Origin of the sequence: Pseudomonas sp. IPO3747 (genome assembly GCF_013385245.1) — a bacterium.
GTDB classification, from domain to species: domain Bacteria; phylum Pseudomonadota; class Gammaproteobacteria; order Pseudomonadales; family Pseudomonadaceae; genus Aquipseudomonas; species Aquipseudomonas edaphica.
On sequence record NZ_JACAQL010000014.1, the window covers coordinates 88,565 to 105,135 of the forward strand.

Annotated in this window: 13 protein-coding genes; 5 read left to right on the forward strand and 8 right to left on the reverse strand. The window is 59.6% G+C overall.

The features are described 5' to 3' along the window. The first annotated feature begins 129 nt into the window (after positions 1–129). From HX790_RS18875 to HX790_RS18885, 3 genes are all read left to right on the forward strand, one after another. Positions 130–4,761 carry an RHS repeat-associated core domain-containing protein gene (locus tag HX790_RS18875; RefSeq protein WP_176991916.1) on the forward strand — a complete coding sequence of 1,544 codons (4,632 nt, stop codon included), beginning with the start codon at positions 130–132 and terminating at the stop codon, positions 4,759–4,761. Then, a complete protein-coding gene (locus HX790_RS18880) occupies positions 4,758–5,090 on the forward strand; it encodes a hypothetical protein (protein ID WP_017134605.1) in 333 nt (110 codons plus the stop codon). Before HX790_RS18875 ends, HX790_RS18880 begins: the two co-directional genes overlap by 4 nt. Before the next feature lie 205 nt (positions 5,091–5,295). Further along, complete coding sequence (locus HX790_RS18885) at positions 5,296–5,679, forward strand: hypothetical protein (protein WP_099550116.1); 384 nt, start codon at positions 5,296–5,298, stop codon at positions 5,677–5,679. Positions 5,680–5,735: 56 nt separating this feature from the next. On the opposite strand, the gene HX790_RS18890 is transcribed toward HX790_RS18885, so the two are convergent. The 8 genes from HX790_RS18890 to HX790_RS18925 all read right to left on the reverse strand — a co-directional run bounded on the left by HX790_RS18890 (position 5,736) and on the right by HX790_RS18925 (position 13,760). Next, positions 5,736–7,268 carry a sodium:solute symporter gene (locus tag HX790_RS18890; protein WP_176991917.1) on the reverse strand — a complete coding sequence of 511 codons (1,533 nt, stop codon included), beginning with the start codon at positions 7,266–7,268 and terminating at the stop codon, positions 5,736–5,738. After that, positions 7,268–7,519, reverse strand: coding sequence for a hypothetical protein (locus HX790_RS18895; RefSeq protein WP_017134608.1), 252 nt, complete (start codon positions 7,517–7,519; stop codon positions 7,268–7,270). The genes HX790_RS18890 and HX790_RS18895 overlap by 1 nt, the downstream gene beginning before the upstream one ends. Before the next feature lie 133 nt (positions 7,520–7,652). After that, positions 7,653–8,588, reverse strand: coding sequence for a choline kinase family protein (locus tag HX790_RS18900; RefSeq protein WP_017134609.1), 936 nt, complete (start codon positions 8,586–8,588; stop codon positions 7,653–7,655). Continuing rightward, a complete protein-coding gene (locus tag HX790_RS18905) occupies positions 8,585–9,541 on the reverse strand; it encodes a phosphotransferase family protein (RefSeq protein ID WP_017134610.1) in 957 nt (318 codons plus the stop codon). Before HX790_RS18905 ends, HX790_RS18900 begins: the two co-directional genes overlap by 4 nt. Positions 9,542–9,549: 8 nt before the next feature. After that, entirely contained in the window at positions 9,550–10,830 is a 1,281-nt protein-coding gene (locus HX790_RS18910; protein ID WP_169987731.1) for a M20 family metallo-hydrolase, read from the reverse strand. Next, positions 10,808–11,566 (reverse strand): DeoR/GlpR family DNA-binding transcription regulator, encoded by a 759-nt coding sequence (locus HX790_RS18915; RefSeq protein WP_017134612.1) that lies wholly within the window; start codon positions 11,564–11,566, stop codon positions 10,808–10,810. The genes HX790_RS18910 and HX790_RS18915 overlap by 23 nt, the downstream gene beginning before the upstream one ends. Before the next feature lie 224 nt (positions 11,567–11,790). Next, complete coding sequence (locus HX790_RS18920; protein WP_176991938.1) at positions 11,791–13,191, reverse strand: amidase; 1,401 nt, start codon at positions 13,189–13,191, stop codon at positions 11,791–11,793. A 131-nt stretch (positions 13,192–13,322) separates the two neighbouring features. Continuing rightward, positions 13,323–13,760, reverse strand: a complete 438-nt coding sequence (locus tag HX790_RS18925) for a DUF3995 domain-containing protein (RefSeq protein ID WP_017134614.1) — start codon at positions 13,758–13,760, stop codon at positions 13,323–13,325. A 92-nt stretch (positions 13,761–13,852) separates the two neighbouring features. On the opposite strand from HX790_RS18925, the gene HX790_RS18930 reads away from it, so the two are divergent. Further along, complete coding sequence (locus tag HX790_RS18930) at positions 13,853–14,242, forward strand: DUF2946 domain-containing protein (protein WP_169987729.1); 390 nt, start codon at positions 13,853–13,855, stop codon at positions 14,240–14,242. 94 nt (positions 14,243–14,336) lie between these two features. Further along, positions 14,337–16,463 carry a TonB-dependent siderophore receptor gene (locus tag HX790_RS18935; protein ID WP_176991918.1) on the forward strand — a complete coding sequence of 709 codons (2,127 nt, stop codon included), beginning with the start codon at positions 14,337–14,339 and terminating at the stop codon, positions 16,461–16,463. The last annotated feature ends 108 nt before the right edge of the window (positions 16,464–16,571 follow it).

A 16,571-nucleotide genomic window follows, 5' to 3' on the forward strand; every position in this document is an offset into this window, starting at 1 on the left:
TTCGGGATAGTTTTTCGCGGTTTTTACCCGTGCTGCGTCATCCCATTCTGATTTTTCCAACCATTCGTCCAGCGGCTTTTTCCTGCAGCAGACTCCGACGCCTTGCCATTTTTTGCCGAGACGTCACGGATGACCAACGCTGCCCACATCGCCTTTATCGAACATGAGCTCAACGGCTTTCATCGGAGCCTGGCGGAGTATCGCCAGCAGGTGGGCGCATGGTATGCGCGGGCGTTGGATACGCTCAGCCATGCTGCCGACATGCCGTCGCTGTTGGGGATGGACCGTGTGCTGCGGGTTGGCGATGCGCAACAGTCCGTGAGTATTACTGACATGGGGTTTTCCACCGTGGCCCTGTGCCCGGCGGGCGGCGAGCTTAAAATCCAGAGCTTGTTCGAATCAGTGTATGACGTGCCGATCGGCGATATCCCGGTGGAGGTTGTCGGGCTGGATGACGGCAGTTCCACGCTTGTCATGCTCGATGAACATGGCAAGGGTTCGCATTTTTGCGCCGCTGGCGGGCGCTATCAGGTGCGGGTGCAGGGCGGCGTTTCTGCGCAGCAAGTGGACGCGCTGTTTGCCTCTTACGCAGGGCTGACGGCCGACCTGGAGCACTGGCTGCGCGAGCAGTGGAAAGATTTCAAACCGTACTGGCAACAATCGACCGCCAGCGCGATTGGCAACGGCGTGCTGGCGGGCAGTTGGGCGGCAATCCGCGATGTATGGGGCAGCATCAAGCTGGTTCAGGCGATTCTTGAAGACCCGCTGAAATTTGCTGAGCAACTCGGCGCCGAGGCCGCCAGGTTGGCGCAGTTGGCCACCGATGCGCCCAAGGTCATGGAACAGGCCATGTTATTGGCCAGCGACGAGGCCGCGCTGTACCTGATCCTGCGCACCGCGATGCTCTGGCTGGACGCACTGCCACCCGGCGAAATCGCGGAAACGGCGGCAGGGTTTGTAGTGTCGCTGCTGATTGATCTGGTGATCGGCGCAGTACTGACCATCGCGTTGCCGGCGGCGGGCGTGGCTTATCTCGGCTTGCGGCTGGCCAAGTATGGCGCGCGGATTTTGGATGCCGCTGTGGGTTTTGTCAGGAGCCTGCTCGGGATGCTGACCAAATTCATGCAGGCGGTGGACCGTTACAAGGCGGTGGCGGTTCGCGGAGTGGTTGGCGGGTTGAAGCAAGGCACGCTGCAGATGCGCTGGCGGGCGCGGCAAAACGCGGTGGTTAAGCAAAAAGAACACGTTGATGACGTGCCTGCTTCGGGCAAGAACCTTAATGGCGATGCTGCGGCTCCAGCCGACAGAACCGTTACCAACGGCTGCCCGGTGTCGATGGTCACCGGCGAGGAACTGCTGACCCTTACCGATGGCACGTTGGATGGGGTCCTGCCGTTTGAATGGACACGGCTGTATCGCACCAGCGCGGTGGAAGTGGATTACGGGTTGGGGTTTGGCTGGAGCCATTCGCTGGCGCAACGGCTTTGTGTTTCCGGTGATTCGGTGGTGTGGACGGATCATGAGAACCGTCGTACTGAGTTTGTGCTGCCCTCCGCTGCTCGACCGGCGATTACCAATAGCTTGGCTGAAGCGGCGATCTATTTGGGTGAATTGCCCGATGAACTGGTGCTGGCCCAGGCGTCGCGGTTCTACCACTTTCAAGAGGGTGTGCTGACAGCCATCAGCGATGCATATGACAACCGGTTGCGGGTTTTCCGCGATCGTTTGGGGCGGGTTGAGCGGCTGGATAACGGTGTGGGTCGCTCGCTGTTTTTGCGGTATGAGTCGGGCCGCATTGTGGCGGTGGACTATCAGGTTCATCGGGCCAAAGGGCATGAGCCGTTTGAGTGGGTGACCGAGCAGAGCATTGTTTCCTACGCCTATGACGACCTTGGCCGACTGGTTTCTGCAACCAATGCGGTAGGCGAAAGCGAGGTTTATCGGTACGACGAGCAGCACGTCATTCTTGAGCGCGGGCTGGCCGGTGGGGCGAGTTTCTTTTGGGAATGGGAACGGGCTGGCAAGGCGGCGCGGTGTGTTCGGCATTGGGCCAGCTTTTCGCAGATGGATACGCGGTATGCCTGGGGGGATGACGGCCGTGTCACGGTGCATAACGCTGATGGCAGCCGGGAAGTGTATGTTCATGATGACCGTGCGCGGCTGGTGCAGCGCATTGATCCGGACGGCGCTGAACACTTCAAATCCTATGACGACAAGGGCCGGCTGACCGTAGAGCAGGACCCGCTTGGGGCGGTGACGGCGTATCAGTACGACAAAGCCGGACGCTTGGTGGCGTTGTTTCCGGGGGATGATGAGCCGACGTCCTACGAGCATGACAACGGGTTCGTACGGGTCGTAAGGCGTGGTCTCGCCGTCTGGAAATATGAGCGCAATGATCAGGGCGACGTCATTCGCAAGACCGATCCTGACGGCAATATCACGGACTATAGCTACAACAAATATGGGCAACTGACGGGGGTTTGGTTTCCCGATAACAGTTGCCATCGGCTGGTCTGGAATGAGCGTGGGCAGTTGCTTGAGGAGTTGCTGCCCAATGGGGGTAGCAAGCGTTATCGCTATGACGATCTTGGTCGTCAGATCACGCGGGAAGATGAGCACGGCAAGCTCACACAGTACCAACGGGACGCTGCCGGGCGCCTGCGAAAACTGACCCTTCCAGGCGGCGCGACGCGCGAATACAGCTACAACGCCTACGGAAAAATCACCGCCGAACACGACGAACTTACCCACGTCACCCGCTACGAATACGCCGACGGCCTGCACCTGATCAGCCGCCGTATCAACGCCGATGGCACCCACGTTAAGTATCGCTACGACAATGCGCGTTTGCTGCTGACCTCGATCGAAAACGAGGTGGGCGAAACCTACCGACTCGCTTACCACCCCAACGGCCTGATCCAGCAGGAAATCGGCTTTGACGGCCAGCGCACGGCTTACGTGTATGACCTCAACGGCAACCTGGCGGAAAAAACCGAACACGGCGACGACGGCAGTCAGCTCGTTACCCGCTACAAGCGAGACCACGCCGGGCGCCTCGTAAGAAAAACCCTGCCAGACGGCAATATTGTCGACTATACCTACGACCGCCAAGGCAACCTCCTAAGCGTCGACGACGGCCACTGGGCGCTGGCCTACGAGTACGATCCACAAAACCGCCTCACCGCCGAACACCAGGGCTGGGGCACCTTGCGTTACGGCTATGATGCCTGCGGCCAACTTAAAAACCTGCGCCTCCCGGACAATAACCGGCTGGTGTTCAACCACGACAAAGGCGGCTACCTTTCCACCGTCGAACTGAACGGCAAAACCCTCACCTCCCATCTGTTCAAGACCGGCCGCGAACACCAACGCCAGCAGGGCCAGCTCCTCAGCCACTACCACTACGACGACCAAAACCGCCTGCACACCCACGCGGTCAGCCAACAGCAACACACCCTTTACCAACGCCAATACGACTACGACAAAAGCGGCAACCTCGCCCGCCTGCTCGACACCCGCAAAGGCGAACACCACTACCACTACGACCCCCTCGCCCGCCTGACCCGCGCCGACCACTCGCAAGACGTACAGGAACGCTTCGGCCACGACCCGGCTGGCAACCTGCTCATGCAAGACCGCCCAGGCCCGGACATCGTGGCGGGGAATCGGTTGATGATCCAGGGCGATCATCAATATGACTACGACGCCTTCGGTAATTTGATCCGCCAGCGGCGTGGCAAGGGTCATAAGCTCGTCACCGAGTACCGCTACGACTGCCAGCATCGGCTGGTGGGTATTACTCAACCAAGCGGGCAAACCGCCAGCTATCGCTATGACCCGTTTGGTCGGCGGATCAGCAAAACCGTTAACGACATAACCACGGAGTTTTTCTGGCAAGGCGATAAGCTGGTAGCTGAACACCACGCGGATCGGCATCGCTGCTATATCTACGAGCCAGATAGTTTTCGCCCGCTGGTACTGCTGGAAGGCTTTGGCCCACAAGAAACAAAACCCTTCCACTACCAACTCGACCACCTCGGCACGCCACAGGAACTGACAAACCCCGAAGGCGAAATCGTCTGGTCCGCGCACTACCGCGCCTACGGTGAAATCGCCCGCCTAGACGTAAGAAAAATCGATAACCCGTTGCGTTTTCAGGGCCAATATTTTGATGCCGAAAGCGGGCTGCACTACAATCGTCATCGCTACTACAATCCGGATATTGGTCGTTACCTGACGCCGGACCCTGTGAAGCTGGCGGGTGGGATTAACGCGTACCAGTATGTGCCCAACCCTACGGGGTGGGTGGATCCGCTGGGGCTAAATACTTGCCCTGGCGCAGGCAACTGTGATCCAGCTGTTGCAGCTAGCAGTCCACCCAAGTTCGCCAAAACAGACGAAGGAGATGTTGAACTACCCCAAACAGGGGGCGCACAACGGGCGGCCAAATACTCAGGCAACTGGAAAACGGCCGATCTAAATGAAAGTATCATCAAATTTGCGGGTTCAAACCCAGTTACTACAACGACGCACAAAGGTAAAAAAATATATAAAAACCCATCTGACGGCATTGAAATAGTAGAAGATTTAAGTGGTGGATACTTTAGAATACACGACCCTTCACTCCCGGGATCAAGACGTTATCTCAGTCTGGAAGGCATAGTACCAAACAACAAATTATCCCCTTCGGGAAAGCAAATGGGCAGAACACAGAGTGAATACAACGAAGCCACTCACTTCAACAAGAGTATAGAAAAGTGAAACTTATCTGCACGCCTTTGACTAAAGAAGCGATGATTCTATTAGACACTGACGAATGCCCAATCTCGTTATTGGCGAATTGCCCCCTGACCCATACAGAATATCAGCAGTTAATGGGATCAGGGGTTATCGACAAAATCAACAATTCGCTTGGAAAGATGATCGACGATTATGAAGACGAGAGCATCAACACCAATGAAGACCTCAAAAAATCACTATATATACTAGAAAATCATTCAATACCCGAAAACCAAGAGCTGGCAAGAAAAATAATCAAACTCAACAAACTGGCAATTGACAACAACACCGGGCTGTATTTCTTTTTTTAAACCATCACATGTATTGGCACAGGTAGCAGCACAACCAAGCTGCAAACAGCGCCAGTAACAGCTTTATTTTTATGACGAACCCATTTTTATCGTAATTGCAAACGACTACAGTGCTAAACAGACAGGGTTGATGCCGAATGCAAGAAAATCGAATCATTACCAAAACACTCACACGAAAACCGGCAATCTCCCACTCGGAAAAAACATGAAAATTGTAGTGATCGATACATTTTCCTATCTGAACGTATTGCACGTAAAATTCCATTCATCCTTCGGAGATGGCACTGCACTATGGAGCGATACTGCGCCAAAAATCGGTGAAATTATCGACGTTGAGTTTGATTTTGAGGAGGCTTTCTCATGGAATATAAACGTGAAGCCAACCGCTGAAAAATCTTCAAAAATCAAAATGGAGAACAGCCTCATCCAAATAACCGCCGAGCTGGTCCAAGCTGACGAAGAAGGATGTGTAGCATTAAAGCTCGGTGATTCAATAATCCTAATTGAGTTGGATGGTCCCATACCTCAGAAATCAGGATTTGTTGAACTCAGCGCTACCGCAATTCAACTTTACCCAACACATATTTGAGTCCACCTAAGTCAAACGCTCAAACCGGGGCCACAACCCGCAGCCCCGTTCCATTTTCAACTCATAACCGGCGCAGCCCCCACCTGCACCCCACGCCCACTCGCGGCCATCTCAAACAACCCCTCCACCCGCGCTTGCTCCACCGCGCTCGGCTTGATCATCAGCGCGCACACCACAAAAATCGCAGCATTCACCACCAGCCCCACAATCCCGCTGGTCAACGACCCAAGCGCTGGAATGTCATCCGGGTACAGCGTGGTCAGTACAATCGCCACCATAATCCCCGCCAACATGCCGGCAATAGCGCCCTGTTTGTTGCCACGGCGACTGAAAATGCCGAAGAACAGCGGCACGGCCAGTTGAATGATGCCCTGGTAGGAGATCTGCGCCAGTAATTGCAGGCGCGAATAATCAAAGGTCAGGTAGGCCAGCACCGAGGCGGCGACGATAAACACCACCATGCCGGCCTTGGCCAGTAAGGTGAGTTGGCGGTCGGTGCGTGGGGTGTTCCAGGTGGCCAGGTCGTTGGCAAACTGGGTGCCGCAGACCTGCACGCAGCCGTCGACGTGGCCGATGCTGGCGGCCAGTACGATGACGATGGCCAGCGCCAGCAGCCATGGCCCGCCAATGTCGAACAGCGAGAGGAACCAGCCTTGTTGCGGGTGGGCCAGCACGTTGGGGTCCTGGCTGATGGCGGCGGCGAACAGCATGAGAATGCCGTAGAACCCGCCCACCAACAGCATGGTGTACAGCGTGCCCTTTTTCACCGCGCGCACGCCGCTGGCGGTGTAGATGCGCTGGAAGCTCATCGGCCAGCACATCGAGCCGATCACGCCGGTGAAGATCAGGCTGAACATGTACATCGGGCCATAACCGGTGCCGGCGGCGCCGGGAATTTGCAGCATTTTTTCCGGTAATTGCGAGAGGTTGGAAAACGCTGCCTGATCGCCGAACAGCAGGAACACGCAGACCCCGGCGCACACCACGTAGGCGATCAGGCCCTGGAACATATCGGTCATGATCAACCCGCGCATGCCCATGCTCACGGTCCAGTATTGGCGGATCAGTACCACCGCCACGCCTGCAAACAGGCAGGTGGTGACGCCCCAACGGCCGAAGCTGGCGAACTGGAACAGCATCGCCAGGGCCTGGATGCCCATCACCACCCATGGAAACACCGAGATGATGCCGATAATCGAGGCGACCCGTTTTACCGCCGGGCTGTCGAAGCGCATGCCCAGCAGGTCCGGCTGGGTGCGCAGGTTGAAGCGTTTGCCCCAGGTCCAGGCGCGGCTGGCCATCAGGTACATCGCGGTCACGCCCAGGGTCGCATAGACCATGCCGTAGAAACCCAGGGCGCCGCCGACGCTCAGGGCAAAAAACGCGGTGAAGGTCGAGCCCGGCCACCAGGAGTTGGTGTAGCACATGGCGATATACCACGGCCCGTAAGAGCGCCCGCCAACGGCGTAGTCGGAAAAACTGGTGCTTTCGCGGTTGGTGGCATAGAGCACGGCGATCATCCCGGCCAGGAACAGGCCGATCACACCGAAGGTAATGAACAAGTGGGCATCGCTGCTGGTGCTGATCATCACACGCCCTCCTCGTCAGGAATGTCACCGGCCTTGAGCTCGGCCAGATACAACCCCCACACCCCTAGCGCGGCGAGTACGGCAATGGCGATCCAATAGAAAATCGGCAGCGGGATGCCTACCACCAAGGCGCGACTGCCACTCACGCTCAAATAAAACGGCGGGAACAACGCCAGCATCAACAACAGGAAGAAGTAGGCGCCAAAGATCTGGTTTCTCAGGCGTGCGGGTGACGCGCTTGCGGGTTTCATGATGGAGGGTGCTCCTTGAATTTCTGGATCGGTTTGTTGTGTGATCAATCAAAAAATCAAGCAGTGAAACGTCAGCGCAAACCAGCGCCAAAGGAGCTACAGGGTGACTCGTCGTTATTGTGCTGGCGCAGGCTCAGGCCTGTCTTAGCCAGGTTTCCCATTGCGAATCATTGATCACGCTACGTGCGCGCATGTGCTTCCAGGCACCGTATTTGTAGAAGTCGAAATCCAACTGCGACACCGCGTGCTGGACCATCGCCCAGGTCGACCATTTGATGTCGGCCAGGGCCTTGTGCAACTTGATCCGCGCCAGCCGTTGCGGGGTGACCTGGCCGAAATAATCTTCGATCAGCGCCAGTTCCATTTCGTCGGTGAAGAACATCTCGCCAAACCACAGCGCCAGCTCGTAATGACGGTCGTTATTGGAGGCGTACTCAAAGTCCACCAGGCGAATCTGGCGGCGGTCATTGAGCATGAAATTACCCGCCAACGTGTCGTTCATGCACGGCGCCAAGTCGATGCCCGACGCTTGCAACGCGCCACGCGCCCGGTCACATTGGCGACGCAGCCAGGCATCATCGCTGGGCGTGCAGCCCTGCAGTTCTTCGACCTGGCGCTGATGCTCGGCAATCATGTCGAACACGGTTTTGGTCTGGCACAGCGGCGACTGGTCGTTGAACGCTTTCAGCGCATGCAGGGCGTTATGGCGCACATCGCGGTCGAGAAAGTCCTGATTCGAAGAGGCTCGCCAGCCTTCCATAAACTCGAAAACTTCAACGCCAAACTCTTCGAGGAAGGCAAACACCGGCGCACCATAGCCGGTTTGCGCGGCCTTGACGCTGGCGTCATGGGCGGTGCGCCGGTCGATAAACATCTCGGTGCCGGCGCCGGGCACTTTGAAGAAGTAGGCGGTGTCGAGCCCGCTGACCTCGACCCGCCAGTTGCTGTTGGAGATCCCGCCGCTGACCGGCTCGTAACGAATGCCCGAACCGCTCCAATCGCGGACGCCGCGCACTGCCGCCTCCAATTGGCATTCTTGAGGCGTACAGGCCTCACCCATTGCTTTCATGCCTGCCCCTCCTGTACCTGCCGTAACCAACTTTCAAATCGCGGGTCTTGCAAGCTCTGCCGGCAGCGCAGCAAGGTCCACTGCCCCACCTTGGAGAACTCCAGGGGCCGCGTTGAGGTCGCGCCGACCCACAAGCCCCACAGCGTCCAATACCAATCATTGATCAGCGCATAGAGGCGGCAGCGGGCGTAATCGCACTCGCGACACTCACCGGCCCAGGCCTTGATGCCGTCACGCCACTGGCTTTCAAAGGCATACAACTCGTTTAGGCTGACGGCCACGTCGTACCACGGGTCAAAGCAACCAGCGTAGTCGAAGTCGATCAATTGCAACGCGCCGCCGGGGCCGATCATCACATTGCTCGCCAGCCCGTCGCCGTGCAAGGGCACGCAGGTGCCAGGGCTCAATTGCAGCGCGGTCCAGGCCAGATCGATGCAGGTTTCAATCCACCCATGATCAGCGGGCAGGCCCACGCCGTCACGGCTGCACAACTCACGCAGGTGCTGGATATCCTGCAACGGCGAACGGTTGAAGCCCGGTGAGGTGCCGACGTGCAACTGCCGCTTCAAGGCCCACAGCGCTTGCAGGCGCTGGGGTTGCAGTAACTCATCGAGCCGTGCCCAACGCCACTCGTGGGCCGGCAAGGCATCCAGCAGCAGCACGCCGGCAGCCACATCCACCAGGCGCACGCCGGGGGTCACGTCACAGTCAGCCGCCAGTTGGGTGGCGCGGCCGGTGCGCTCGATGTCGATCAGCGCACGCATATCGTCGTGCAGCACTTTGGCGTAGCACTGGCCCCAGGGCGCCGTGAGGTGAAAGCCGGTCCACTCGGTGGCCAGGCGTATCGGCGAGGCGATACCGGCAGTGCCGTCCGAGACCTCGACATGGGCAGACAGGCCGGCGGACTCCAGGGCGCCCATCAGGCGCGACAGTGCGTAGGAACAGTTGGACATGGCGTCCCTCACCGGTAAGCGTTGGGGGAAGTACAGGCGCAATGCAGCAGCGCGGTCAGCATCTGCAGGCCGGTGCGCATGTCGCGGTCATGGGTGAGTTCCGCCTCGTTATGGGACACGCCGTTGCTGCTCGGAATGAACAACAGGCATGCCGGGTAATGCCGGCCGAGGCTAATGGCGTCGTGGCCGGAGACCGTGACAGTGTTGCCGACCGCCAGCCCCAGTTGTTGACCGACGCCGTAGGCCAATTCGGCAAAACCATGGTGTAACGCGATGGGCGCACGAAGGGCGCGGCTTTCGACTTCGTATGTGGTGGCGGTCGATGCAGCGACGGCCTTGAGGCTGGCATCCAGCCGATAACCGGCAACCGCCAGCAATGCTGTGTCCGGCGAGCGGTACTCCACATGCAAGGTGACGCGCGAGGGCACCACGTTCGGCGAGTTGGGGTAAATTTCCAGGCGCCCTACCGAACTGTGAAACTGCAACCCGTGCACGTCCGCTTCGGCGCGCACGGTGGTTATCGCATGCGCCGCCGCGAGCAAGGCATCTTTGCGGGCGGCCATCGGGGTTGGGCCGGTGTGGTTCTGTTCGCCGTCGAAACGGATACGCTGCTTGAGCGCCGCCCAGGTTTCACGCACTACGCCGATGTCCAGGCCTTGGCTTTCCAGACCGTCGCTTTGTTCAACGTGGATTTCCACATAACCGGCCACATCCAGTTCAACCAGGCCGTCCCCCAGATAGCCGATCGCTTGCAGCGCATCCTTGAGACGAATGCCGTCGCCATCGCGGCATTCCCAGGCTTCGTGCAGGGCCAGGTCGCCGGTAAACACGCTGCTGCCGATCAGGCTGGGTTGAAAGCGCGCGCCTTCTTCGTTGGTCCAGTTCACCACCGCCAGGTTGCACGCCGGGGTTTCGCCGCGCTCGTGCAGTTGGCGCGCCAGGCTGGCGATGGCGACTGCGCCAGCCAACACCCCATAGATACCGTCGAAACGCCCCGCGCTGGGCTGGCTGTCCAAGTGCGAGCCGCACAGCACATAGGGGGCGTCCGGGTTGAAGGTGATCAGCCCGAACAGATTGCCGATGGCGTCTACGTGCACTTCGAAACCGCGTTCACGCAGCCACGCGCTGAACAGGTCGCGCACCGCACCGTCTTCGGCCGATGCGGCCAGGCGGTGCAAACCACCTGCCGGTGTCGCACCGATGGCTGAGCTGTCGCGAAACAGCGTCTCGAAGGCCTCGACGTCCGCCTCACTGGGAGACAGCCACTCAGGGGTAAAGGATGTCGACATGGGCGTGCTCCAGGCAGGTCGCAAACTCCGCGGACGGAGGGCGATTGGTGACCAAAGTGGTGATGGCGCTGAACGGCAGTGTGTTGATGAACGTGCGATGGCCGAACTTGGCGTCGTCCGCGAGGATGACGCTGCGCAGGCAATGTTGGGTCAGGGTGCGGCGCAGCAGCGCCTCGGGCTCCTGGTAGTCCATGAAGCCCAGCTGCAAGTCCACCGCGCCGATGCCCATGAAGGCGATGTCGTAGTGAAACTGCCGGACAAATTCCAGGGTGTGGGCGCCGATCAGCGCATTGTCATTACGGCGCACATCACCGGGCACCACCAGCACCTGATTACTGCTTTGCTGGGTGATCAACTGCGCGATGTCCAGCGAGTTGGTGATGATGCGCAGTTGGCTGAAACCAATCAATTGCTGGGCCAGGGCCAGGGTCGAGGTGCCGGTATCGAGAAACAGCACCATGCCCTCGCTGACCAGTTTGGCAGCACAGACTGCCATGCGGGTCTTGGCCTGGGCCTTGATGCGGGTGCGCACTTGCAGCGGTTGCTCTTCGTTAAGCCTGGGCAAGATCGCGCCGCCATGGATGCGACGCAACTTGCCGGCCTCCTCCAGGTATTTGAAGTCGCGGCGAATTGTTTCTTCGCTGACGAACAGCGCTTGCGCCAGGTCCGACGCCTTGACGCGCTGATGTTGGGTGAGCATGAGCATGATTTCGTCGAGACGCGGCTGATTGAGCATAAAGGATGCATTCCAAGGCAAATTCGAGCCGTCAGTATCGCGCGCTTTGCGCCCACCACGGTACGCGGCATGCACCGGTCCGGCGGGGGGCAAAGGACGACTGACGGCGATTGATCGGGTCACGTTTACCTCTCACTCATCGGGGTGTGAAAGGGCAGAAACACTACAAAAGGATCTGTCCAGGGCAGGCCTCTAACGAGCCGGCTCCACGGGGCAATCAGGCACTACAACAACAGCGGCGGCAGGTGCTGGTCCCAAGGCGCAATGGCTTCTACTGCGGCGCAGAACTGCAACACCTGGGCGTCGGCAAAGCGCGGGCCGACCACTTGCAAACCAATCGGCAAGCCGCTCGGGCTGAAGCCGCAAGGCAGGCTCGCAGCGGGGTTGCCGGTGATATTGAACGGGTAGGTAAAGGGCGTCCAACGTGCCCAGGGCACCGCGCCGTCCGCGCCCGGCCAGCCTTCGGGCGCGACCTGGTCGGCGGCGAACGGCAGGGTTGGCAGGGTGGGCAGCAGCAACACGTCATAGTCGTTGAACAGCGCGTGCACCTGGTTGGCGAAGTGCGCCCGTTGTTGCACGGCCTTGAGGTAGTCACCGAGGTCGTAATCGCCCGCGCGCTGGATCAGCGCGGCAAAGCCTGGGTCCAGTTGGTCGAGGCGATCCGCCAGGGCTTTGCCGTAGGCAATGCCGCGTCCGCCGACCCACAAGGTTTCGAATGTGGCGAGTGGGTCCTGCCAGTCCAGCGTCAAGGTGGTCACGGTGACCGGCAAGCGTTCCGCCAGGTTGTACACGGCGGCTTCGACGCTAGCGGCAATGATCGGGTCGACCGGGGTATTGAACAATGTCGTGCAATACGCCACCCGCAGCGGCCCCAGTGGCTGGTCGCAGCGCGCAAGGCAGGATTCGGTCAATGCGGGCAAGGCCTGATGATCCAACGGATCCGGCCCGGAAAGGATGTCGAACAACAAAGCGCTGTCGCGCACCGTGCGCGTGATCGGCCCGGCATGGCTGAGCATTTCGGTGGCCGACCAAGGCCAGGTCGGAATGCGGCCCAGGGAGCCTTTCATGGCGAACGCCCCGCAGAACGCCGCCGGAATGCGCACCGACCCACCGCCATCGGAACCCAGCGTGCCCGGCACCATGCGTGCCGCCACGGCAATCGCCGAGCCGGAGCTGGAACCACCGCTGGTGAGCTGTGGGTTCCAGGGATTGCGCCCGTTGCCGAACACACGCGAGGTACTGGCGCCGGTCCAGCCGAATTCAGTGGTGGCGGTTTTGCCGAGGATGATTGCACCGGCGTCCTTGAGGCGGCGAATGATCGGCGCATCCTGGCTGGGCACATGCTCAAGGCCGGTCAACGAGCCTCGGGTGGTGCGCAGGCCGGCGGTGGAAAACAGGTCTTTGATCCCAAAGGGCACGCCATGCAGCGGGCCACGCAACTGCCCTGCCCTGGCCTCTTCGGTCAGCACTTGCGCTTGCGCCAATGCCGAGTCGGCGTACACGTCGCCAAACGCATTGAGTGTGGGATTGTGGGTTTCGGTTGCGTGCAGGCTTTGCTCGACCAGGTGTACCGCAGACAGCGTGCCCGCGCGAATGGCCTCGGCAGCGTCGATCACAGTGGGCATCAAGAGGTCTGTGTTCATTGAGTATCCTGGGCCGTCTGCACATGAGTCCGGTGGGTACGTCAATAAACGCCCGAGCCTGGGGGCGTGTCAAGTGGGTTTTGTTGGCTATGTGGTTTTTGTGTGCTTTGTTATCAGTTCCACGCCACGATCAATAAACCCGCGCCCAATACCAGGCACAAGGGTGAATAAAAATAGGTGTCCAAACGGGCAAATCGTGACCCGCTCACTTTCTTGAAAAAACCCACCAGTTCCGAATCGCCAATCGCCCTGGCGAACATCACCAAGGCAATCGCACTGATGCCCCATTGCAGCGCGCCGTGGGACACCGGCGAAAAATACAACCCGGCCCGCAGGCACACCAGCAACGCAATCGCCACCAAGCCCATCGCCACCAGAAACGTGCCCAGTGCCGACGGTTTGAACGCCGGCCGTGGCCCCTGGGCGAACTCGCCGGGCAATTCGGGGATGGCGGCCAGGCTGCCGAGCTTGCCGCCGGCGGCCCAGTACAGATGCACCATGCTGATGCAGGTAAAAATCGCGACGATCCAGCGTGCGACGAAAAAGCTCATGGCAGGCGCTCCCTTAAATGTGCGAATGAGGATAGTCGGCCTGAGATTTTTTGTAGGCATTTCGTCAGCGGATGATGGTAAAGTGCCACCCCATGAAAATCGCCCGTGCCGACCGCTCACTCATTGCCTGGATGCTGTATTGCTGCGTCCTGTTCAATGTGTTCGCGTGCAGTATTGGACATGGGCAGATGCTGGGCATGCAGCTCAACGGCATCGGCGGCCAGTTTTGTACGGTAGACCCGCGCACCCAGGCGCCGGCACAGAACAACTCCACCGACGAGAAGCTGCCAACGCTGTCCAAGGCGTTCGGCTGCCCGTTGTGTTCGACCGGCGGCATGGGCCCGGCACTCAGTTCCAGCCTCAATGTGGCGGTGTTGCCCCAACCGCACGCGCCGCCGCCAGCGGTGGTGCTTGCCGCTGATATTCCTGCCCGCTTCACCTGGCCCACGGCCAACCCGCGTGCGCCTCCCGTTTTCGCCTGATCCCTGCGCTTTCTGATCTGCATCGACCACCGCTCCCTTTAGGACTGCGGAGGACTGTGCGTTGTTTTCAAGCCAAGATTTTCAGGATTCAACCATGAAACATTTACCCTTGTTGGCGGGCCTGTTCGGCTGCCTGCCTGTCTGTGGCTGGGCGCTCGAGCTGGCCCCCACCACCATTGATGGCGAACAAACCAGCGAACCGGGCCTGGCCCTGGACCAATCCAGCGGCACGGCGTCACGCCTGGGTTTAAGCGTGCGCGAAACCCCGGCGTCGGTGGCCATTGCCAACCGCAACGACATTGAGCGCCATGGCGCAAAAACCTTCCGCGATGCGGCCAACACCTTGCCCGGCGTCAACGCCAGTGCGCCGCCGGGGTTTGGCGGGTTTGTGTCCTATCGTGGTTTTACCAGCAGCCAGATCACCCAGATGTTCAACGGCATCAACGTCGCCACCGGCCTGGCGCGGCCGGTGGATGCATGGATCTATGACCGGGTTGAGCTGGTCGGCGGCCCCTCCTCCCTGATCAACGGCGCCGGCTCAGTGGGCGGCTCGCTGAACTACGTGACCAAGCTTGCCACACGCGAGGAACAAGCCGCCGAAGGCCAGCTCACCTATGGCAGCTACGACACTGCCGGCATGGCCTTTGGCCTCAACCATGCCCTGACCGAACCCGGTGCCGAGGTGCAGCACTACGCGCGCCTGGATGTCAGCCGCAACACCAACCACAGTTACATCGACCGCGACCAGCGCGATGCCTGGAGCCTGGCGTTCTCCTTGCTCAGTGACCTCACCCCCAACCTGTCCCACACCCTGGCCCTGGAATACCAGGATGAACATGAGGACAGCCCGTATTGGGGCACGCCGGTGCTCAACCCCAAGGCGGGTGAGTTGAAAATCGACAAGCACAACCGCTTCAACAACTACAACGTCGCCGATGGTCGTTACGAGCAACGCACGATCTGGATGCGTTCGATCATCGACTACCGGATCAACGACAGCACCACACTGAAAAACACGCTGTATCACCTGGACAGCCAGCGTGACTACCGCAACCTGGAAACCTACCACTACAACGCCGACAACAGCGCGGTGAACCGCTCGACCGCCTACCAGGTACGCCATCAGGGCGAACAGCACGGCAACCAGTTCGAGCTGCGCCATGACGACAGTGTGTTCGGCCTGTCAACCACCTGGTCCGGCGGCTTCGAGTACAAGGTCAACAGCACCACCAATAACCCGTTGAATGTGCCGGGCAACAGCACGGTGGACCCGAATGCCTACAACCCCGGGCACTTCTACGACATTCCGGGCACCCGGCCTGGCTTTGTCAAAGACAAGACCAACGAGGTCACCACCAAAGCCTTGTTTGTGGAAAACCGCTTGGGCCTCACTGATAAACTCTCGCTGCTCACAGGACTGCGTTACGACGCCATCGACCTGGATGTGACTAACCATCGCGTGATCACCGCCACCAACCCACGGCACTTCAAGCGCAGTTGGGAGCCGGTCACCGGCCGCGTAGGCCTGACGTATCAGTTCATCCCATCGGCCAATGTGTATGTGCAATACAGCACCGCAGCGGAGCAACCTTCCACCACCACTCAAGTGTTCGACGTGTCGACCGGCAAACAGTGGGAAGTCGGCAGCAAGTTCGACTACCTCGACGGTCGCGGTTCGGCCACCGTCGCCGCCTACAGGATCGAGCGCAAGGACTTTGCCGTCACCGACCCGCTGGACCCGAACAACAGCATTCCGGTGGGTGCGCAGACCTCCAAGGGCATCGAGTTGGCCAGTTCGTTACGCATCACGCCACGGCTGCTGGCCGAAGGCAACTTTGCCTGGGTGGACGCCGAGTACGATGACTTCAACGAGAAAATCGCCAGCGGCGCAGTGGTATCGCGCAAGGGCAATACGCCCACCAACGTGCCCAAGCGCGTGGGCAACGTATGGCTGACGTATGACGTTGCCGAGGACTGGCAAGGCGGTGTGGATGCGCGGTATGTGGCCCAGGTGTATGCCGATAATGCCAATACCCAGACGGTGCCGGCCTACACGCTATTCGGCACGTTCCTGCGTTACAAAGTGGATTCACATACCTCGGTGACCGGGCGGGTACGTAACCTGACCAATGAGGTGTATGCAGAGTTTGCGCATGCGTCGCCGGCTTACTATTTGGGCGCGCCACGGACGTTTGAGTTGGCGGTACAAACCCGATTCTAAACCTGGAATAGAGAACCAAATGTGAGAGCCGGGCTTGCCCGCGATGGCGGTGTGTCAGTCCTGTATAAGTTGACTGTCACGCCGCCATCGCGGGCAAGCCCGGCTCCC